Source organism: Candidatus Leptofilum sp., from assembly GCF_965223525.1.
GTDB lineage: Bacteria > Chloroflexota > Anaerolineae > Promineifilales > Promineifilaceae > Leptofilum.
In genome coordinates, this window is record NZ_CBDCWX010000005.1 from 40188 (window position 1) to 61094 (window position 20907).

Consider the following 20907-nt stretch of genomic DNA (forward strand, 5'->3'; position numbering starts at 1 on the left):
CAAGTGTGGTTTACTGTTTTATAATGGGGCAAGTTGCAAGTGTGCAGGTGTTCAGGATTCCAAGTTTTCAGGTGTCAGGTGAGGTTTGTGATGAAATGGGGATGGGTTGGCGCAGTCATTTTTGTGGTTTTGGGATTGGTGGCCTGTGTGGAGGGGGAAGAATTGGGGGTGAGTACGGCCGTTCCTACCCCACTTCCAATGATCGAACCGACTGTGATGGAAACGGCCGTTGCTGTTGTGGAAGCAACGGCCATGCCTACTAACATTGCAACAGCTACAGCTACTCCCACCCAATTACCAACGATGACCCCAACGTCAGAAGGTTTTCTACGATTTGAGCCTAGTCCGGACGGTCACCCATACCCTGAAATACCACTCGTTGAAATGGATGTTTCAAAATACCGACTAACAACTCCTGATACAACAATTTTATTTCAGGTTTTGTTGGCAACGATGAAGGAAACTTGCAACTACGATCATGAAACCCAATATCGAGCAGAGTATGCTTTTGGCGACTTGTTCAGAATGCTCAAGTTTGAATATGACAAGCTTACGGAAGAGGAGTTAGAAAAAACAGCTTGGTTAATTCAAGATACGGACAATTGTTTAGGAGAAGGTTTTTCTCACTACATACCCGCAATAATTCCACAAGCATTACAGATCGGCACAGTAAATTTTCTCAATCAAAACAAGATAAGGTTTGAACCTTTAGTTCAGTCGTCACCAGAGATTGGTTTTCAGGCAATTCCAATTGATTATGATCCTTTGCTTACCGAATGGTTAATTGAAGCAACATTTTCCAGGTACGATCTCAGAATTTTTGTGCCAATCTATGAGGATAACTTGGGAACTTATCATTTAATTCCAAATGAATTTACTCCACAACAAATCCGCTCTTTATTTGGACGTGAATTAAGGCCAGGTATTGATCTAACCGGTGATGGTGTCAACGAAATCATTATCGTAGCGCGTATAGACGGAAGCACCGCAGTTGGTCACCCTGGTTTTATTGAAATATTCTCGTGGGACGAAGGTTTCATAAAAACATTTGATACATTGTGGATTGGTGATGCAAGGGTATTCAGTGCGGCGTTTGACACGGACTACACAATTGCTGATTTTAACAACGACTCGGTTCCAGACATTCAAGTAATAAAGCCCCACTATGACTTTGATTTTCCCAATTGCAATTGGTTAGAGAAGCATCTCTACTCCTGGCAGGGAACTGAAGTAAATTCAACCATTGAATTTTTAGAGGAACCAAATAGATCGGAATGCCTAGCGCTAGACATAGAATATGCCGGCAGTTCTTTGCTGATCGATGGGAATTTTCTGATTGATTCGTATGTCATTAATGACTCTGCTACCTTCACATATGATGAAACTGGTGATTCCCTGCGTGGCTTTGTATCAAACCATGCTCATATTATGCAATGGCACACATTGGCTGGACATGATTTGGATTACCTGCAAGAAGTCCTCCAACGAACATTAGATCGGATGGATTCTGAACAAAGTTTTTATCAGCCTTCGCATCTTCGGTATTTACTTGGATTGAGTTTTGAGCTGAACGGGGAGGAGGAAACGGCCGTCGCCACCTACCTCGATCTCATTCAGCAATACCCCACCTCCCCGTGGAGCTGGCTGGCATGGGCGCGTCTGGAACCCATGCCGGATGAGCCGTAGACGCTTTCTACTTTAGCACGCTGGCGGGCATAGGGGTAAAGCCTGCGCCCATTGCCTCATGGCTGACGCCGATGGTTACAAAGGCGTCCGGGTCGGCTTTGGCAACTATCTGCTTTACCTGCCTCACCTGCGGCCGTGTGACGGTACACAGCACCAGATATCGCGTCTCCCCGGTAAAGCCGCCCGTCACCTCCCAAAAGCTGACGCCCCGATGCAGATGAACCATCAGTTCATCAATGACGGCTTGCGGCCGATTGGTGATGATGGTGGCGGTGCGGGCACTGCTGGGGCCTTCCAGCGTGTAGTCGGAAGCCAGCCCATTCAAAAAGAGCATAAGAAAGCCGTAGAGCGCAATGTCCCAGCCAAAGACAAGGCCAGCGGCCATGATGGTGAGGCCGTCGGTGTAAAAGTAGACCTGGCTAAGCGGCTGACCCGTTTTTTGCTGGATGATGCGGCCAATGATGCCGGTGCCGCCCATTGTGCCGCCAGAGCGATAGATAAGGCCACCGCCGATGCCGCCCACAATGCCGCCGTAAATGGTGGTCAGCAGCAAGTCGTCGGTGATGGGGTATTGGCTAAGCCAGTGGGGCATGTAAACCACAAAAAAGTCGGTGGCAATGGAAAAAACGGTTACGGCCACCAGGGTGCGTAGCAAAAAAGCCCAGCGACCCAGGTAGAAAAAGCCTAGAACGAGCAGAGGCAAGTTTAGCGCCCAATAAAGTAAGCCAACGGGCCAACCCACAAAATGGTTTACGATGATGCTGATACCCGATACGCCCCCAGCAGCGATGTTGTAGGGTACCTGGAACATGGCATAGCCAAAGGCGGCCATGATCGCCCCCACAATCATCACCACGTTGAGTCGGGTTTGATACCAAATTTTTGCCCAGGGCAACGGCCGTTTCCGCCCCTGTATTCGTCTACGTTTAATGGATAATTGCTTTATCATCTTATTGCTCCCTAAATCAGAAAAAAAGCACCATCTTTTACAAAGTGATGGTGCCTTTGTATATTTGTGTGGGCAGGAATAGCTGACGCTGCTTTTCTACCTTACAAATCATGACTTACGCAATGAAGACTACAAAAGTCTTGTTCACACTGGAATTTATACCATTAGACTCAAGACTTTTGTAGTCTAGTTAGGCCGAATGCGTAAGTCCTAAAATTAGACGACGAGCTAATCATCCCAGTCGTCATCACCGTACTCTTCGTCGTCGTCATCAAAGTCATCATCATAATCGCCATCGAATTCATCGTCGAACGGGTCTTCAAAGGCCCAATCGAGCTTGATGGGTGAATTGCTGACGACTTCCAGCTCATCGCCACATTCTTCACAATTTACAAATTCACCGACCTGAATTTTGTTCATAAAACGAATACGCGCACCACAGCCGGGGCAAATACCAACTTCTGTTTTGAATTGCGGGTTAAGTGTCATACTTTTTACCTCCTAATCAGGAAATTGAATGAACTTTGGGTCACAGAACTACCTTGTTTTGGCAATCAGTTACCCTGAGTCGGCTTATCACCGCCACACACGTTTGTGGCGCTGGTTAAACTTGGGAGATTCAAACACTTCTATATCTTCTTCCCAATTTTCCGTTTTTAGCCGTAAAGCCACAGGAGCTTTCCGTACAACTTCTAGCTGCGCCGAGCAACGACGACAGGTAGCCAACTGACCCATGAAAGGGAATTTTTTAAAGCGAACTTCTTCACCACAGTCGGGACATAATCCAATATTTTTGGATTGAGCCATGCTCATGAGATTTGTACCCTCTTTCTTAAACCAGGGGCTCAAAGCAAGCCCGAGCAGATATTGATGGGTATGACTATAGTGGGGATGTGTGCAAGAAGCGGGGCAAGAGGTGTGTTATTTTTGTGCCAAAGTGGATACGGCCGTGTCAAAAAGATATTATCCGCAGATTTTCTCTGAGGTTACACAGAAAAGCGATAACCAACGCCGGGATGGTTGTGGATGAAGCTTGTCTCATGTGGGTCTGGCTCAATTTTGCGACGCAGGCGGCGCACCAAACCGCGCACCAACTCCCGATTACCCTCGCCACTGTACCCCCAAACGCGCTCAATAATCACGTCGGTGGGAATCACCTGGTCGGCGTTGGACATAAGTACATAAAGCAAGCGGAACTCCAGCGGCGTGAGCGGCTGAGCGGTTTTACCCGCCAGCGTAACCGTGCGCGTGCCGGGGTCCAGGCTAATATTTTCTGAGCGGATGGTGGTAAGTATGGAAACTGGCACAGAACCTGCCCGACGCAAAAAGACGGTGACGTATCGGGCTAATATGCGGGGAGAATACGGCCGTTCCAGAATCAAATCTACGCCCGCATCCAGGAGGTCACAGGTGGCGTCTTCGGTGAGGGGATCACGCAGCAGCAGCAACGGCGCTTGCGACATGGTGCGAATGGTAGCGACTTCTTCAGTGACGGCCTCACCGCTCTTGGCCGATAGCAAGATGAGGTCAACCGGCTGTTTCAGCAGTGAGCCTAGTGCCAGCTTTACCGAGGCCGTGCGTGCCACCGCCAAGCCCGTATGGCGCAAAATGTAGCTTAAAAACTCCCGTTCTTCGCTGTTCTCAGCGATGACAATTGCCTGCATACAATCACCATTTATTTAGATTGGTAAATTTTGCCACGCCTTCGGCAATTGTCAATTGGCAAATTCCAGGCGGAGCAGTTGAGCATCAGCAGGCACGGTGTCGCCCGGAGCGTAGAAAATCTCGGCCACCCGCCCAGCAGCCGGAGCGCGGATGGTGTGTTCCATTTTCATCGCTTCCAGTTTCAGCAGTGGGTCACCCTCGGCAACCGTTTGGCCTGGTTTGACCATTACCGCCAGGACGGAACCAGGCATCGGGGCGCGTAACGATCCGGCAGTGGCAGATACGGCCGTCTTCCGGGACAACCTGGGCAGCACAGTCACACAAACCGCACCAGCGTCCGTCTGCACCCAAAAATCAGCCTCGTTTTGGACGATGATGAGTTTGTGAGAACGGCCGTTCACCACCATCGTCCAATCTGGCCCCACCTGCGGTGCACAAGCCACGGCAAATTGCTCACCTTGAATTATTATGTCAAATTGTTTGGTCTGGAAGCGAAGCGGTTCCAGCAGCACCGTGATCGTCTCATCGTCTGCTAAAAATTGGCTACGGATGGGGCCGTTGGGATTGTTACGCCAGTAGCCGCTGCTCTGCGGATGCTGCGGCCAGCCAAAAAATTGCGCCAAGGCCGCCCCAATTAGCCCCAGCGCTAGGTTGCTAGCAGGTGGCTGCCAATTCGCCAGCTTGTCGGCCAAAAAGTGGGTGTTGTACTGTCCAGACGCAAATTCTGGCTGCTGCACGATGGCTTGGAGATAGGGCAAATTGTGGGTGAACCCTAGCAGAACGGCCGTCTGCAAAGCACGATCTAGTCGCTGAACGGCCGTTTCTCGATCTGGCCCGTGTACAATAATTTTCGCCAGCATTGGGTCGTAATGCACCGAGATGTCATCCCCTGTTTGGATGCCATCATCCACCCGCACCCCCTCACCCGCCGGAGACTGCCACAGCAGCACTGGACCAGTGACGGGCAAAAAGTCGTTGGCCGGATTTTCGGCATACAGTCGCGCCTCGATAGCGTGCCCGTTCAGCGAAATCTCGTCCTGTGCCAACGGCAGCGGTGCCCCAGCCGCCACTGCGATTTGCCAAGCGACCAAATCCTGCCCAGTAACCATCTCCGTAACGGGATGCTCCACCTGGAGGCGCGTGTTCATCTCTAAAAAGTAATAATTCCCTTGATGATCCAGCAAGAACTCAACGGTCCCAGCATTGTCGTAATTGACAGCACGAGCGGCGGCAACGGCCGTTTCCCCCATTTGTGCTCTCAGTTCGGGCGTCAGTGCCGGGGAGGGTGCCTCTTCAATGACCTTTTGGTGCCGCCGCTGAATAGAACAATCCCGCTCGCCCAAGTGGATGATGTTGCCCTGCTGGTCGCCAAACACCTGAATTTCCACATGGCGCGGTTGAAAAACGAGCGCCTCCAGCAGCAATTCATCGGAGCCAAACGCCTGCTTTGCTTCACGTCGGCAGGTAGCCAATGCTTCTGGCAATTCATCCAGCTCAAAAACGAAACGCATTCCTTTGCCACCACCCCCGGCCGCCGCTTTCACCATCACAGGCAGCCCAATTTTCTGCGCTTCGGTCTGGAAACGGCCGTCTGCCTGATCCTCCCCGGCATACCCTGGCAACAGCGGCACGCCTGCTTGCGCCATCAGCTTCTTGGCAGCACGCTTGTTGCCCATCAGCTCAATGGCCTCTGCATTTGGCCCGATGAAGATAAAACCAGCATCGCTACAGGCGCGGGCAAAAGCGGCATTTTCTGCTAAAAAGCCGTAGCCGGGATGAATGGCATCTACGCCGGTTTGGCGAGCTGCGTCTAAAATGGCATTTTGGTTGAGGTAGGATTGTGTGGCAGGGGGTGGGCCTATGGAAACGGCCGTGTCCGCCACCTTTACATGCTTTGCCCCCACATCCGCCGCCGAGTAAACCGCCACCGTGCGAATACCCAGCCGCTGGCAACTCCGCACAATACGATACGCAATTTCCCCCCGGTTGGCAATCAAAATTGAGCGAATCACAAGAACTGGAATCTTTTTGGTATTTATCAAAGCTCTCGCAGATTGAAAAGGTTAAAATCTGTTGAATCTGTGAAATCTTTGATTATCTTCTCTCCGTCATTTGCACGCGGCACTTGGCGGCTAGTTACTTGCCGGAGCAATAAAGGTATGCCCCACCAAGCCATCGTTCATGGAGAACAAACCAGTCTGCCAAATGCGCCGAATGGTTAAGAACGGTGCAATCGCCGCATGTTCATTTTCAGATAGCTGTCGCTGGGAATAGTAACCAGCAAAAAATGCTTCAGACAGGTCGGCAGATTGATTATGAATGAGACTCGTGTTGAACAAAAAGACGGCAATATCATAAGCACGCCAGCCCAGACCGCATAGATCAAAGTTAAAGAAAGTGGGCTGATTATCCCTCGTAAAAAAGACGCTGCTGTTGTGGAAATCCCCACCAATCGGCCCCCAACCATCTGGTGTATGGATCTCATTGGCCAGCAAATCCTCAATTTCCTCTTTGGCTTCCTCAGCAGAAATCATTAAGATTTCCAAATCATCGGCTCGCTTTTTGTCCCAATATTGTTTAATCCGTTCAATTGGTTTGTCTACTAGAAATTCTAAATTCATTGGCTGGCGTTCATGCTTGGGCACATAATCGTTAGAAGCCAGATGTATCCGCGCCATCTCACGCCCCAGAACAAAAAGTTGTTCCTCATTTTTGAGCGACATGGGACGCCCTGGAGCCAGGCTAAATAGCGCAAAGTAACGCAGACCTTCGGGTGCATTGAGGCTACTCAGCAAACCGCCATCAGCACGCGGAACAGGGTAGGAGACGGGCAAGCCCGCCTCGTGCAAATAGTTGAGCCAATCTACCTCGTACAAATAATCGGATTCCTGGCGATTGAGCCGGGTGTCAAACTGATAAACACGCACCACGAACTTTTCGCCATTGCCTGTGGTAACTTTGTAATGGTCATTGTCCTGCGTTCGCAGCATTTTGCTAAAGAGCTTGCAGCGCACGGGGCCTTCCAGGTTGTATTCGGCTTGAATCAGTTCAGCCAAAGCATCAGCCGCTATAAATGAGCGCATCACGCGAATTTGGTTCATATTGGATTCTCCCTTTTTTCGGTAATCAGCAAACGGTAAACCGATTACCGTTCACTATCTCGTTAGTATGCCTTCGTATTTGGCAATGATGTTAAGCATGATTTCGTCTGCGCCTGCACCAATGGAAAGCAGGCGGGCGTCACGGAAGTAGCGGGCGACAGGGTACTCTTCTACATAACCCATACCGCCGTGGAATTGCAGGCAAGTGTCGGCCACTTCGCGGGCAAGTCTACCTGCTTTTAGCTTGGCCATAGAGACTTCTTTAGTCATGTCGCCGCCTGCTACCAAGACGCGCGTACAATGGTACGCTAATTGGCGCAATGCTTCCACTTCGGTGAGTAATTCGCAAATTTTGAACTGAATCCACTGATTTTCAATCAGCGGTTTGCCAAACGTTTCTCGCTGGCGACAGTAATCAATCGTTAGTTGGAGGATGCGCTCCATACCGGAGATGCCCATCACCACGCCTGCCAGCCGCTCTTTTTGGAACTGCTGCATTTGCAGCATGAAGCCTTGCCCTTCGGGGCCAATGCGGTGGCTTTGCGGCACGCGCACATTGTCGAAGGAGAGAATGGCGGTGTCGCTGCTGTGGTTGCCCAGCTTTTCCAGCTTGCGGCTCACGCTGAAGCCAGTCACATCCGTGGGCACAATGATGAGGGACATGCCCTTGAAACCGCGCTCGTCGCTGGTACGGGCCAGTAGGGTAAGGTAATCTGCCTGGGTGCCGCTGGTGATCCACATTTTGCTGCCGTTGATGACGTAGTGGTCGCCGTCGGCTACGGCGCGGGTTTGGATGGCAGCCACGTCAGACCCTGCATCTGGCTCACTGACAGCAATGGAGAAGACGGCCGTTCCCATCACCGCCGCCTTCAAAAATGTCTCCTTCTGCCAAGGGGTGCCAAATTGCGCCAGTGCTGGGGTCGCCATGTCGGTTTGCACAGCAATGGCCATCGGCACGCCCGCGCAATGCGCCCGTCCCACTTCTTCCAGCATCACCACCTGATACCAGTAATCCAGCCCCATCCCGCCATATTCTTCTGGATAAGTGATGCCCAGCAGCCCTAAATCGCCCATCTTTTTGAAGAGGGCATGGGCGGGGAAAGTTCTTCCTTCTTCCCACACTTCTACATTGGGATTGATTTCACTTTCAACAAAACGCTGCACCGTTTGCCGCAGCATTTCATGTTCGTCATTGAAGTAAATTGACATAAGGTCTAATCCTTCAAGTTTGCGAGTCTGCCTGTCTGCGAGTTTGCAAGTAAAAACAAGAGACTTGCTCAGCAAGAACGTTTTCATTTTTTCTTGAATTGGCTTTGCTTGCTGATATTGGGAGCAATGAGAGCAATAATTTCATCAATTAGCATTAAACGATGATTTAGCAGCTCCTCTGAGAGCAACCTACGTCCTTTCCAATACCATCCACGCGATTCTCTGGCTTCGCCAATGGCAATTTTTAGCCGATAAGCATAATCTTTTCCATAGCCACGGCCGTATCCTTCCTCGATATTCGCGCTAATGGAACCAACACTGCGTGCCAGTTGTCGAGCAATTGCTTTACCTCTTTCATCATGGAGTAAATATTCACAATCCTCCCACATCAAATCATAGGCAAACAACGCTTTTTGATATGCTAAAAAGTTCCACAGTGGATCATTCTTTATTACAGTATGAACATTCTGCTTCCACTGTTCATAGTTCAACGGTCTACTCATTGTTCCTCCAAATTTTACTCGCCACTCGCCACTCGCAAACTGGCAAACCCTTCAATACTTGCCCGCCATCCCTGCTGATTCTCAGTCGGGATGAACGGCAAATAATAGCTGACGCGATCCAGCAATTGACCATATTTATCATGAATAATCCCAGGCAACTCCGCCCAGGTGCCGCGCACGGCCATCACGTCCAATATGTTGTCATTGATGAGGTTTGGCATTTGCGCCCACTTCCCTTCGCGAGCGAGCTGACTGAGCTGAACGGCCGTATCCTCCCACCCATGCAGCTCTGCCAACACTCGGTAAGCGGGGGTGCTTAAGTAAAAGGAGATTTGCTGCTTCACATGGTTCTCGGCAAACGTTTCATAGTCGGGGTCGTCGGTGGGAATGGCGAAGACGGCCGTATTCAACGAAATATCTGCGCGAGAACGGCCGTTTTTCTGCAAACCCGCTTCAATATGCGGCAAGGCAAACTCTTGGAGGTATTTGACTGAATGAAGGGCGTGGATGTGAACCCCCTCACACAGCTCGCCCGCCAGCCGCAGCATTCCCTTGTTCACGGCGGCGATGTAGATAGGAATGTGTGGGTGTTCGATGGGGCCGGGGTTAAAAAATGGGGTCATGAGCTGGAGCTTGAAATATTCTCCCAAAAAATCGAGCGGAGTGCCGTTTTGCCAGCAATCCCAAAAGGCGCGGGTGGCTAAAATTGTTTCGCGCATCTGCTTGAGCGGCTTGTCCCACGGTGCGCCCAGCCGCAGCCGGTTGTGCGCCTTTACCTGTGTACCTAAGCCGAGCATGAAACGGCCGTTGCTAAACTTCGCCAAATCCCAGGCCATCTGGGCCAGAATGGCGGGCGTGCGGGGGAAGGCAACGGCAATGCCTGTGCCTATCTGCAAATTACTGGTGTGCTCCGCGCTGAGCAGCAGGGGGAAAAATGGATCGTGCTGGGTTTCGGCTGTCCACAGCCCATCAAAGCCGAGAGTTTCGGCCGTTTGCGCCATCTGCGCCATCTCGTTCAAATCATGGGAAAGTAAAGTTACATCAAATTTCATCGCAGTTCAATCCTTTAATGATATGGGGTCCGGCAGAGGTGAAACAGGCGGGAACGATTCGATGATAGCAACAATCATTTCTACCACCTGTCTCACCCAAATTAGTTCTATGTTTTTAGTTACATCGTGCCATCCCGCCATGATTTATATATCACCTCCTACTCTGGATACAGAAACTAGTATCCCGAACCAATGGGAGAAACAACGCGAAAACCAAGGGATCTGCTCCTGCTGTGCGGATTTATCCTGTCGCGGATACCAACCTGCGCGTCGTCCTGAAGGTTCCTCCACGAACCGCCGCGCAGCACGCGCCTTACTTTTTTCTCATCATACCAACTATTCATCCATTCCCACACGTTTCCAGCCATATCGGTTGCGCCGCACACCGCCTTCCCTGCGGGGAACATGCCCACAGCGCAGGTTTGCCTAAGCCTGGCTTCATAAGTATTCGCAAGATCCATCTGCCATTCAGCACCCCACGGGCAGTTTCGGTCATCGGTGTGCCCCGCTGCCAGCTCCCACTCAGCTTCAGTTGGTAAACGATAGCCATCATTTATCACCTGATTCAACCAGTTACAGAACGCCTCTGCTTCATACCAACTTACACCCGCCACAGGCTGGTTCGCCTGATTTAACTCTCCATTATGCCAATAACGCGGTTCAGCCCAACCTTCTCTCTCTTTCCAGCCCCACCCCTCATCAGACCAGCAATTGCGCCACTCGCCACTATAGCCGCCATCTGCCATAAATAAGCGATATTGGGCGTTTGTTATAGGGTATTTAGCTATGGCAAACGGTGCTAAAGTGACTGTTTCATCCTTCTCGCGCAGCGTAAACGACTCGGGTTCGGTTATCACGGGCAACATCAAAAGCTCCTTACTACAAACCCCTGGCCGCGGATCGCCCAAAACAGCCAGTGCCGAACCCGCTGCCGCCCGCTGCTGAACTGTCAGCCGCCCACCATCCAACAAAGCGGCCAACATCTCTTGCAAACGCGGTAGCAACTCCTGTCCCACATCATCCATCTGCAAAGCATTTTTCCCCACCACGGCAGCCATTTCCCCTGCCAACCAAACCTGCTGCCAGCTAATCGCATCATTTCCATCAGGCAGCATGTTAGGGCACACAATATCAATACCATCTACTGCCTTTTCCCGGTTCTTTTGGTTAAAAATCAGCGTTCCTGCTGCCAGATTCAACACTTCCCGCCAACTGTCGCTTTCTGCCGCCAATTTTGCCGCTTGCCGCCCAAACCGTCGCAGGCTGGCTAAATGGCACGCTGCTAAATATTCCTGGAAAGTGCGGTGCGGAAACGTAAACATACGCTCATCCTGACCACCCCGCCCAATTAGCAAATGCGCCCGCCGCTCAGTATATTCCACAAACTGCTCTGCTTTGGCGTAGCTCCCATCCAAATATTTTCGGGCTATTTGAACGACCTCGCTCTCGGGAATATCGGCCGCCTCGTCTCGCGCAGCCTGCTGGTTGTGAGCCTGCCAGCCAATTTCCCACAGTAGGCGCTCTAAATTTTCTTGGGTCGTGCCCAACTGGGCTAAAACGCTAGGGAGTTCCTCGATTTGCTCTGCCTCTTTGTGTCGCTGCCAGCGCAGCAATAATGTTTCTACACATTGCTGGTACAGTTTGGCGCGTTCATCGGGCAAGGTGCCGTAATAAGTTTGCACCAAAGTCATTATTGTCAGCAGCATAGGATTTTGCGCCAGTGGGTACAGTCCTTCTCGCCGTGCGGCTGCTTGCAGTTGCCGTGTCATTGTTTGGGCTTTTTCTTGGGTAAGCTCCCCCAAAGTGTGTAAACTACCGTACCATCTGCCAATAAAATCATCAATTTGCTTGGCATCAAACGGTTCAATTGTTTGTACAGGCACCCGCGCGGCCTCTTTGGTGTTAAAGGAAAGAATGCGACAAGTCGTTACCCAGCGGTTGCCCCCATAAACGCCATTATCATGGGATTGAATAGCCTGCCAAACCTGAGACCGCTGTTGCACCGGCACTTCATCCACCCCATCCAGCAAAAAGATCAACCCTCCTCTTTGACCCTCAGCACGTAAGGCCGGAATAGTTTGTCCTAAATCCTCTTTTTCTAGCTTCTTGGTCACAAATTTCCAAATTGCCGTCGATGAATGAGGATCAAATTCTACAGTCGCTAGGTCCCGCAAATTAAGCAAAATTGGAATTGGGAGAGGAGGTCGCCAGAACATCTGCCTCGTCCTCGTCTTTGTTTCATAATTTCCAGTAATGGGATCACCTAACGTGCGATATTTCCCACTTTCTGTCCATGAGAGTCCATCTTGCCATTCCCCCTCGGGAGCCAAACGAACTTGTGCCAATAAAAATGCCACATATCGTAGCAAAGTTGATTTACCAGAGCCTGGATCTCCTAAAAGTGACAACTTAGGCGCATGGTAGATATGTCCAATCATTGCATGGCATTCCCAGCGTTCTTCTTTTCTTGATTTCGGAAGAAAAATATTGGTCGACGCCCTGGTATTGAGAGAAATAAAGACCTGATGCAATGATAACTGCGAACTTTCTCGCCCGCTGGGGTCTAGTGGACCCAGTGGCAAACGGCTCGTTTGGCGAACGACGGTTTCCAAGTAAATTTTCAAGGCAGCTTCATATGGTGGGGTAAGCATGGTACCAATTTGCTCAATTTTGGTCAGTAGTTCACGGTGACGGTCAGCGTCCCGCTCCTCCAAAATGCGGGTAGCGCGGTAAAATTCCTGTTCGGTTAGGTAGTCTATAGGCTGAACCTGGGCAAAAACAGCTTCAACCATCTGCTGGATGTCGGCGGCAGTCAATTTTTCTTCTTCGTCCTGGGCTACGCGATCAATCAGCCCAGCCAGCGCGTCACCACCTATCTTTTCCACAAGTTGCCCAATGAGCGGCGAAGCTGCCGCTACCGCTGCCATATTTCCTCCAGCCACCGCATAAATGGTGGCGGCAGCCGTGCCATAAAGCAGCACTTGCGCTGAACCTTTGGCCACATTTTTCGGCGATAGCGCTACTAAAATTCGGTCTAATGCTCTTTTCTCTTTTGAACTTTCTATTGCCATATCTACCCTCCAAACACTGGCTTATGTTACCCGATTTAGCCAAAAATTCCGACATTGTAAGTGCATTTGGATTTGGTTTTTCTGGAAGAAGAACGCTACGCAATTTGGGCAAAGTACCACGAAATCCTGACCCGCCTTATTTATTCTTCAATCACGCGAATGCGCGGCCATTTTTGCTGAATCTGCTTGTCTTGCAGCCGCTGCTGGAACTGTGCCTGCGTCACCCGTGCCGGGTTGCGCCGCAAAACCATCTGAAACAAATCGTCTAGCCCAAACGGAGCCACAATCTGCAATGAATCATCTGGCAACAGGCGAACGGCCGTACAGGTCGCTGTCTCAGGCCAGGTGGCAATCGCCTCGGTGGCAGCGGTAAACGGTGGCCACGTTTGGCCAAAAAGCTCCGCATACCACAGATGCACGGCAGCTTGATTGGTTGCTTCCCATTCGACGGTGGGGAGAACGGCCGTTAGCTCTGCCGTCACCTCAGCATCCCGCTCTGGCCGCAAATCTGTGGCATCAAAAAAGGCAACATCAATGTCCCGTGGTGGGGTTGGCTCACCGTACCCGTGCAAATAATCCCACACCAAATTGCGAATCACCCCTGCGCCCACCAACCAATCTGGCGGATTGCAGTGCCGCACCGCTCTCAAAATCGCCATCATCTTTTCACTTTCCAAAATGAGCTGTTTCAGTTGGATTTCATAACTTGCTGAACCGCCAGATATTGATCCCGAATACTCATTCATGATATTCTATCCTCATCTATAATCCTTGCGTTACGGCCGTTTCGCTTAAAGCCGCCTTCATCTCCCCACTCTACCACAATAGGGTCCAAAAACGGCCGTATGCCACTCATTTGCTCATTGAGAGCATCTAATCCCAAATGGAGGTTGTTTAATGTCCAATCGACCCAAATCCCGGTTGATGATCATCCTGTTACTGCTTCTATTCACCCTATTATTTACCTCAATCGCTGTTGCCCAAACAAACCAATCACATCACGGTGCCCAAACCGTTGCCAGCTATGAATTTTTGGGCGAAGTCACTTTCCCCACGGGCACCATGTTCCGTGATACCGAAGTTGGTGGCTTGTCTAGCATTGTGTACGACGGCCGTACTGGCCTCTACTACGCCATCGCCGACGACCGCAGCGAAATCAACGACGCCCGCTACTACACCATTTACATAGACGTCTCCGATGGCTCCCTAGACGATGGCGACATCCATTTTGTGCGCGTCACCACCATTTTGGATGAAAATGGTCAACCCTTCGCCACCGGTTCGCTAGACCCCGAAGGTATCGCTCTCATGCCGAATGGCTCGCTCTTCATCTCTTCTGAAGGCAGTGCCGGAGCCACGCCACCGATTGACCCTTTCATCAAACGGTTTACGCGCGGCGGGATTCAGAATGGCGAATTGACTGTTCCCAGCAAATATTTGCCGGACGGCAGCACAGTCGGTGTACGCAATAATCTGGCCTTTGAGAGCCTGGCCATCACCCCCAACGGCCACTATTTGGTAACAGCCACAGAAAATGCGCTGGCGCAAGATGGCCCAGCAACTGATGTTGGCCAGGGAAGCTGGTCGCGCATCTTGGCGTATGATTTGCACAGTCGCCAACCCGCACATGAATTTGTGTATGAAGTAGGTGAAGTGCCAGAAGTGCCCGATCCGCCAGACGCTTTCCGCACCAACGGGCTGGTAGAGCTGCTACCCATAGACAACAGCGGTACGCTGCTGGCAATGGAACGCGCTTTCTCGGTGGGGCAGGGCAACACCGTTGGCATCTATGAAATTAGCATTGCTGGGGCAACCGATGTTTTGGGCTATGATGATTTGTATGATGAAACGACGGGAACGGCCGTACCGTTCACCCCCGTCTCCAAAACGCTGGTTTTCGACGTTGAAGCTGATTTTGGCGTGGCTCCCGATAATTTAGAGGGGATGACTTTTGGGCCGATGCTGCCAGACGGCCGTCACCTGCTCATCCTGGTATCAGACAACAACTTTAACCCAGCGAACCAGCTTACTCAGTTCATCGCTGTGGCGGTAGAATTGGCTCCCGCGCCATAACATTTTTGTTCGCGTAGGTGACAGTCACTTTGAAAGTGACTGTCACCTCGTTTACATCCGAAAAACCCCATAGTGCGGCTGACCCGGCGTAATAAAATCCACATTGTGCGCCACAGAAAGCCCCACGCTCAACGCTCGGCGCGTGTCTCGCGGATCCAAAATGCCATCATCCCACAGCCGCGCCGTCGCGTAGTACGGGTCAGACTCCTGCTCAAATTTTTGCCGCGTCATCATCTGCATCGCCTCGATGGTTGTCCGGTCTGGCTCGATACCCCGCCGCTTGGCAGCCGCTTCCTGCACAATGCCTAGCACTCCCGCCGCCTGTTCGCCACCCATCACGGCCACCTGGCTATTCGGCCAACTCCACAAAAAGCGCGGATCGTAGGAACGGCCGCACATTGCATAATTCCCCGCGCCATAAGAACCACCCACAATCACCGAAAATTGGGGTACGCTGCTCGTCGCCACCGCGTTAATCATCTGGCTGCCGTGCTTGATGATGCCACCCCGCTCGTACTGAGTCCCCACCATAAAGCCCGTGATATTTTGCAGATAGATCAGCGGCGTGCGGCTCTGATTGCACAGTTGAATAAATTGCGCCGCCTTGTTGGCACATTCAGAAAAGAGAATGCCATTATTGCCCAAAATCCCTACAGGCCAGCCGTTGAGCACCGCATGGCCTGTCACCAAGGTCGGCCCATACGCTGGCTTAAACTCGAAAAACTCAGAGCCATCCACCAGTCGAGCAATGACTTCATGGATGTCAAACGGCAGGCGCGGGTCAGCGGGGATGACGCCCAAAAGCTCGTCGGGGTCGTAAGCTGGCTCACGCGGCGACTGGCGACGGCTGAGGCACGCCTGTGGTTTTTGCTGCTTGAGCTGTCTGGCAATAAAACGGCCGATTCGCAACGCATCCGCATCATCTTCCGCCAAATAATCGCTTAAGCCCGACACCTGTGCGTGCATCTCTGCCCCGCCCAGCGTCTCGTCATCCACCTCTTCGCCGATGGCCATCTTTACCAATGGCGGCCCGCCTAGGTAAGCCGTTGCCTTGCCCCGTACAAAAACGGTGTAGTCGCTCATCCCGGGCACATACGCCCCGCCCGCCGTAGACGAGCCAAAGACCAGTGCCACTTGTGGAACCCTCGCCGCCGACAGCCGCGCCTGGTTGGCAAAAGTACGCCCGCCCAAAATAAAAATCTCATCCTGATACAGCAAATTGGCTCCCGCCGACTCCACGCAGGTGATGCAGGGTAGCCGATTCTCGGCGGCAATCGTTTGCGCCCGCAGCGTCTTTTGCAGCGACATCGGGTACACCGCCCCGCCTTTGGCGGTGGCATCATTCACGGAAATGAGGCATTCCACACCGCCCACCACACCGATCCCTACAATTTGCAGGGCGGCTGGCGCTTCATCGTTGTACATGCTCCACGCCGCCAGCGGAGACAGCTCCAAAAATGGCGTATCGGGATCCAAGAGTAATTCCAGTCGCTCACGCGGCAGCAGTTTGCCCTGATCCCGAAATTTCTTTGCTCCGCGCTCGCCGCCGCCAGCACGCACCTGCGCCTGCCGCGCTTCCAGCGTTTGCACCAGTTCCAGCATGGCGGCGCGGTTGGTTTTGTATGCTTCGCTGCGGGTGTTGAGGGATGATTTTAGTTTATCCATTTTTTAGCCACAGATTTCACGGATTACACAGATTTTGTTTTGCTCTCTGTGAAACACTGCGCTCCTTCAAAATAGGACACGGATTGGACGGATAACACGGAATTGGATTCTTGGGTCATGACACATTGTCCCGGGGATGAATCCCCAGGCTATGGCGATCGCCGAATATTGATAACCAATTACGGTTCACCGATTACCATTCACCACGCGCAGGCTTAAACCGCCATCCATCACATCTCTGCCCATAACGTGCTGCTGGTGTCGAGCGTGATCGTCTTGGGAAAACTGCTCCGGCTGGGGGAAGGGAGCGAAACGTCCCAACAGAATGGCATCAATCAGGTACGCAACGAGGGCTACGTCGTATTCATCGGACAAGGAACGGTATTGGCGGGGGTCTTGGTTAACCAGCAGCACGTCGGGGACGTAACCGTTTTCATCCGACACAATTTGCAATTGGAAGATGCAGCTACCGCTAACGCTGCGGTGGAAATAAAGCCATTCGTCTTCCAGATAGATGAACCATTTGTCATCAGGGGTTTTGGGAATCAAGCCCTGGCTGATGGTGACAAACTCTTCGCGGGTGTACTGTCCATCGAGCAGCAGTTCTTTGCGTAGTTCAGGCATTGGTTTGTTGGGCCAGGAAACGGCCGTTGCCCGTTGTTTACTCATTAAAAACCTTCTGTTTTACCTCAAGATAATCATCCACTGCTTCTTCAAACGCTTCTCTAAACTCTCGTTCCGAGTTCCCGTGAAAGCCCACCACATCTCTTATCGCCGCGATATGCCCAACGAAACATTTATCTTCATCACTGTATTCAATTTGTGCAGTAAAACCTTTATACGTCATTGTCTTCATCGCTCAATCTCTGCCTAGGATACGATGTCCAGTTTTAGGATTTCACGCGCCTTGGCGACACTTGCTACCTCACCACCAACCAGGCTCACCAGCCTGGCCGCTTTGGCCACGAGTTCACCGTTGGATTGAGCCAGTTCGCCGTTGGGCAAGTAGAGATTGTCCTCCAGCCCCACCCGCACGTTGCCGCTCATGGAAACGGCCGCTGCCGCCAACTTCCACTGCTTTTGCCCAATGCCAATCACCTGCCAATGGGCATTTGCTGGGAGCCGATCCACCTGCTGCACCAGATTTTTGGTGCTGGCCGGGATGCCCCCCAGCACGCCCATGATCAGGCTAAATTGGTACGGCGGTCGCAAAATGCCCAAATCAATTAGCGGCTGGGCGTTGTTGATGTGGCCGCTGTCGAAACATTCCATTTCGGGGCGCGTACCTGCCTCGTTCATCGCTTCCAGAAAGAACTGGATGTCGGTGAATGGATTGGCAAAGACGTGATCGTGGTAGAACCTTTTGTGCTTGCGCGAGTAGATGGCGTAATTCATCGAACCCATGTTGAGCGCGGCCATGTCTGGCTGGAGGGCGCGAATGTGGTGGATGCGCGTTTCGCGGTCTATGCCGATGGCGCCGGTGGAGTAGTTGATGATGACATCGGGGCAGCGCTGGCGCACCTTGGCATCAATTTGGGCATAGGTTTCTACGTCAAAGGCGGGACGGCCGTCTGGCTGGCGAGCGTGAATATGCACAATGCTGGCCCCAGCGTCTACGCTACGCCGCGCTTCTTCGGCAATTTCTGCGGGTGTGTAGGGGATGGCGGGGGATTGGGCGCGGGTGGTGAGGACGCCGGTGAGTGCGGCCGTTATGATTGTTTTTTGGCTCATGTTGGTTGAATTATAAATAATATTGGGCGAGGCAGACGGTGGAAAAGAGCGTTCGCTTTGCCTAATCGTTTCCCGTCTGCCTACGCCCCTACCAATTACCGTTTACTGATCACCGATCAAGCCTGCCAGTCGCGGGCATCCACCATGCCGGGGGCGTTGTCAGCTAAGCTGCCAGGGGCGATGAACTCAACTTCGTCCACACGGACACGGCAGAGCCCCTGTACGGCCGTTTTGATTCGGTCGGTTACGGCCGTTTCATCCACCCCCTCAACCTCCACCCGCACCACAAAATAATCCTTGTGCTCCGGCCGAGAGACCACGCCCTGCACCTTTTGCACGCCCGGAATTTGCCCGGTGGCAAAGCGCAGCTGGTTGGGATGAACAAACATGCCCCGCACCTTCGCCGCCTCGCCGGAACGGCCGACCAAAATGATGCTGCGCTCCGTTTGCTGACTCTGGCCGGGGTTCGGGTCCATGTTCATCGCCATGTCGCCCGTGCCTATGCGAATCAGCGGGTAAGCGCGGCTAAAGTTGGTCGCTACCACCTCGCCAGCCTCACCGGGGCCAACAGGTTGGCCAGTCTCGCTATCCACCACCTCAATGATCGGTTCAGGCAGCAAGGGCATCGCCATGCCATCACCTGTGTTTAGGGCTAATAAGCCAAAATCGGCCGTAGCGTAAGCATTGCCCACCGCCAAACCGTACTCCTCAACAAACGTTTGTCGCAAAGTTGGCGGTAGCGGTTCAGCCGAGAAAATTGCGGTTTTTAGCTGCAAATCGTTCTTAAAATCAAGGCCGCTGGCTTCTGCCTTCTTAATCAGGCTCATCAAAAAACTGGGCGTACCGCTGTAACCCGTCACTTTCAAATCCTGCATCATCTTTAGCTGAAGCTCCGCGCTACCCGTACCGCCCGGCACCACGGTGCAGCCCAGCCGCACCAGCGCATTATCAAACAAGTACCCAGCCGGAACCAAGTGGTAAGTAAAGCTGTTCAGCACCACATCACCTGGCTTAAAGCCCGTCGTTTTCAAAGCACCAACAGCCACGTCCCAAGCTCCTTCGTCTGGTTCAGGGGCTGGTTCATAAATTGGGCCAGGGGAGAAAAAGATATGCGTGACTTTCTCAGGCGGAATGCCCAACATGCCGCCAAATGGTGGATTTGCCTGCTGTAAGGCCACAATCTCGTCTTTGGGCAGCACGGGTATTTTGGGCAAATCGGCCACACCTTGAATATCGGAGGGCATGATACCGGCTTTCTCAAATCGCTCACGTACAGCAGGCGCATTTTCATAAGCATGTCGAACAGTTTCTCTCAGTTTTGCATCTAAATCGGTCATAAAACTAGTTCCAATAATGAGGAGAAAGCATCCCCACAAAATGATTATCCAAGCCAACGCTTGCGGCGTTTGTAATGTTTTACGTCGCGGTAACTTTTGCGCTCACCAACTTGTGTAAGGCCCAAATAGAACTCTTTGATGTCTGCATTTTGGGCAAGTTGATCGGCTTCACCGTCGAGGACGATACGGCCGTTCTCCATCACGTAGGCATATTCGGCCGTTTTTAGAGCAACGTTAGCATTTTGCTCCACTATCAAAATAGAGACCCCGCCCTCTTCATTAATACGACGAATGATTTCAAAAATGTTTTGCACTAATAGCGGAGCCAATCCCAAAGATGGCTCGTCTAATAGCATCAGGCGCGGTTTGGCCATAAGTGCCCGACCAATCGCTACCATTTGCTGCTCACCACCAGAGAGATAACCGGCTGTGCGATTTCTCAAGGGCTTCAAAGCCGGAAAATAATCATACACCTGTTCCAATAACTGCCTGGTTTCTGACTGGCTAGGATTCACCAAAGCCCCTACTCGCAAATTTTCCTCGGTAGTTAGATGTTGAAAGAGACGCCGCCCTTCAAGCACTTGCACAATGCCCAGCCGCGTAATTTCCTCGGCAGGCAGCTTATCGAGTCGCTCACCATCAAACTCAATGCTGCCTCGCGTCACTGCGCCATCCTCCCGCAGCAGCAAGCCAGAGATCGCCTTGAGCGTGGTAGTCTTGCCCGCGCCATTTGCCCCCAGCAAGGAAACAATCTGCCCCTGCCCTACTTCCAGCGAAACGCCGCGCAGCACCAAAATAACATCACTATAAACGACTTCGATATTGTTGATTTTTAGCATAAGAAGTGGGAAAGCCACAGAGGGCA

19 protein-coding genes and 1 pseudogene are annotated in these 20907 nt (G+C 51.9%); 2 read left to right on the forward strand and 18 right to left on the reverse strand.

The window, feature by feature from the left end:
* Nucleotides 1-74: 74 nt before the first annotated feature.
* Complete coding sequence (locus tag ACOQPM_RS05700) at nucleotides 75-266, reverse strand: hypothetical protein (protein ID WP_420628279.1); 192 nt, start codon at nucleotides 264-266, stop codon at nucleotides 75-77.
* Here ACOQPM_RS05700 and ACOQPM_RS05705 point away from each other — a divergent pair.
* Complete coding sequence (locus tag ACOQPM_RS05705; protein WP_420628280.1) at nucleotides 253-1686, forward strand: tetratricopeptide repeat protein; 1434 nt, start codon at nucleotides 253-255, stop codon at nucleotides 1684-1686. The genes ACOQPM_RS05700 and ACOQPM_RS05705 overlap by 14 nt on opposite strands.
* Before the next feature lie 7 nt (nucleotides 1687-1693).
* Here ACOQPM_RS05705 and ACOQPM_RS05710 read toward each other — a convergent pair whose 3' ends face one another.
* The 11 genes from ACOQPM_RS05710 to ACOQPM_RS05760 all read right to left on the reverse strand — a co-directional run bounded on the left by ACOQPM_RS05710 (nucleotide 1694) and on the right by ACOQPM_RS05760 (nucleotide 13982).
* Entirely contained in the window at nucleotides 1694-2635 is a 942-nt protein-coding gene (locus ACOQPM_RS05710; RefSeq protein WP_420628281.1) for a YitT family protein, read from the reverse strand.
* 228 nt (nucleotides 2636-2863) lie between these two features.
* Nucleotides 2864-3124 carry a hypothetical protein gene (locus ACOQPM_RS05715; RefSeq protein ID WP_420628282.1) on the reverse strand — a complete coding sequence of 87 codons (261 nt, stop codon included), beginning with the start codon at nucleotides 3122-3124 and terminating at the stop codon, nucleotides 2864-2866.
* An 87-nt stretch (nucleotides 3125-3211) separates the two neighbouring features.
* A complete protein-coding gene (locus ACOQPM_RS05720; RefSeq protein ID WP_420628283.1) occupies nucleotides 3212-3448 on the reverse strand; it encodes a hypothetical protein in 237 nt (78 codons plus the stop codon).
* A 173-nt stretch (nucleotides 3449-3621) separates the two neighbouring features.
* The gene (locus tag ACOQPM_RS05725) at nucleotides 3622-4299 is read right to left on the reverse strand and encodes a response regulator transcription factor (RefSeq protein WP_420628284.1); all 678 of its coding nucleotides are present in this window, start codon (nucleotides 4297-4299) and stop codon (nucleotides 3622-3624) included.
* 51 nt (nucleotides 4300-4350) lie between these two features.
* Nucleotides 4351-6312, reverse strand: coding sequence for an acetyl-CoA carboxylase biotin carboxylase subunit (locus ACOQPM_RS05730; RefSeq protein ID WP_420628285.1), 1962 nt, complete (start codon nucleotides 6310-6312; stop codon nucleotides 4351-4353).
* A 120-nt stretch (nucleotides 6313-6432) separates the two neighbouring features.
* A complete protein-coding gene (locus tag ACOQPM_RS05735; RefSeq protein ID WP_420628286.1) occupies nucleotides 6433-7401 on the reverse strand; it encodes a phosphotransferase enzyme family protein in 969 nt (322 codons plus the stop codon).
* A gap of 54 nt (nucleotides 7402-7455) precedes the next feature.
* Nucleotides 7456-8604, reverse strand: coding sequence for an acyl-CoA dehydrogenase family protein (locus ACOQPM_RS05740; RefSeq protein WP_420630512.1), 1149 nt, complete (start codon nucleotides 8602-8604; stop codon nucleotides 7456-7458).
* Between the two features lie 89 nt (nucleotides 8605-8693).
* Nucleotides 8694-9113 carry a four helix bundle protein gene (locus tag ACOQPM_RS05745; RefSeq protein ID WP_420628287.1) on the reverse strand — a complete coding sequence of 140 codons (420 nt, stop codon included), beginning with the start codon at nucleotides 9111-9113 and terminating at the stop codon, nucleotides 8694-8696.
* Nucleotides 9114-9127: 14 nt separating this feature from the next.
* Nucleotides 9128-10165, reverse strand: a complete 1038-nt coding sequence (locus ACOQPM_RS05750) for a TIGR03617 family F420-dependent LLM class oxidoreductase (RefSeq protein WP_420628288.1) — start codon at nucleotides 10163-10165, stop codon at nucleotides 9128-9130.
* A gap of 176 nt (nucleotides 10166-10341) precedes the next feature.
* Complete coding sequence (locus ACOQPM_RS05755) at nucleotides 10342-13236, reverse strand: SUMF1/EgtB/PvdO family nonheme iron enzyme (protein WP_420628289.1); 2895 nt, start codon at nucleotides 13234-13236, stop codon at nucleotides 10342-10344.
* Between the two features lie 140 nt (nucleotides 13237-13376).
* Nucleotides 13377-13982, reverse strand: coding sequence for a nucleotidyltransferase family protein (locus ACOQPM_RS05760; RefSeq protein ID WP_420628290.1), 606 nt, complete (start codon nucleotides 13980-13982; stop codon nucleotides 13377-13379).
* Between the two features lie 151 nt (nucleotides 13983-14133).
* On the opposite strand from ACOQPM_RS05760, the gene ACOQPM_RS05765 reads away from it, so the two are divergent.
* On the forward strand, nucleotides 14134-15309 hold the full coding sequence (locus tag ACOQPM_RS05765) for an esterase-like activity of phytase family protein (RefSeq protein WP_420628291.1): 1176 nt from the start codon (nucleotides 14134-14136) through the stop codon (nucleotides 15307-15309).
* A gap of 51 nt (nucleotides 15310-15360) precedes the next feature.
* On the opposite strand, the gene ACOQPM_RS05770 is transcribed toward ACOQPM_RS05765, so the two are convergent.
* From ACOQPM_RS05770 to ACOQPM_RS05795, 6 genes and pseudogenes are all read right to left on the reverse strand, one after another.
* Complete coding sequence (locus ACOQPM_RS05770) at nucleotides 15361-16974, reverse strand: acyl-CoA carboxylase subunit beta (RefSeq protein ID WP_420628292.1); 1614 nt, start codon at nucleotides 16972-16974, stop codon at nucleotides 15361-15363.
* A 186-nt stretch (nucleotides 16975-17160) separates the two neighbouring features.
* Entirely contained in the window at nucleotides 17161-17643 is a 483-nt protein-coding gene (locus ACOQPM_RS05775; RefSeq protein ID WP_420628293.1) for a hypothetical protein, read from the reverse strand.
* Nucleotides 17639-17830, reverse strand: a pseudogene (locus ACOQPM_RS05780) (toxin-antitoxin system HicB family antitoxin); the annotation flags it as partial. The gene ACOQPM_RS05775 and the pseudogene ACOQPM_RS05780, both read right to left, overlap by 5 nt.
* 14 nt (nucleotides 17831-17844) lie before the next feature.
* Nucleotides 17845-18705 carry a 3-keto-5-aminohexanoate cleavage protein gene (locus ACOQPM_RS05785; protein ID WP_420628294.1) on the reverse strand — a complete coding sequence of 287 codons (861 nt, stop codon included), beginning with the start codon at nucleotides 18703-18705 and terminating at the stop codon, nucleotides 17845-17847.
* Between the two features lie 116 nt (nucleotides 18706-18821).
* Nucleotides 18822-20042, reverse strand: coding sequence for a phenylacetate--CoA ligase family protein (locus ACOQPM_RS05790; RefSeq protein ID WP_420628295.1), 1221 nt, complete (start codon nucleotides 20040-20042; stop codon nucleotides 18822-18824).
* Nucleotides 20043-20086: 44 nt separating this feature from the next.
* Nucleotides 20087-20881 (reverse strand): ABC transporter ATP-binding protein, encoded by a 795-nt coding sequence (locus tag ACOQPM_RS05795; protein ID WP_420628296.1) that lies wholly within the window; start codon nucleotides 20879-20881, stop codon nucleotides 20087-20089.
* Nucleotides 20882-20907 lie beyond the last annotated feature (26 nt).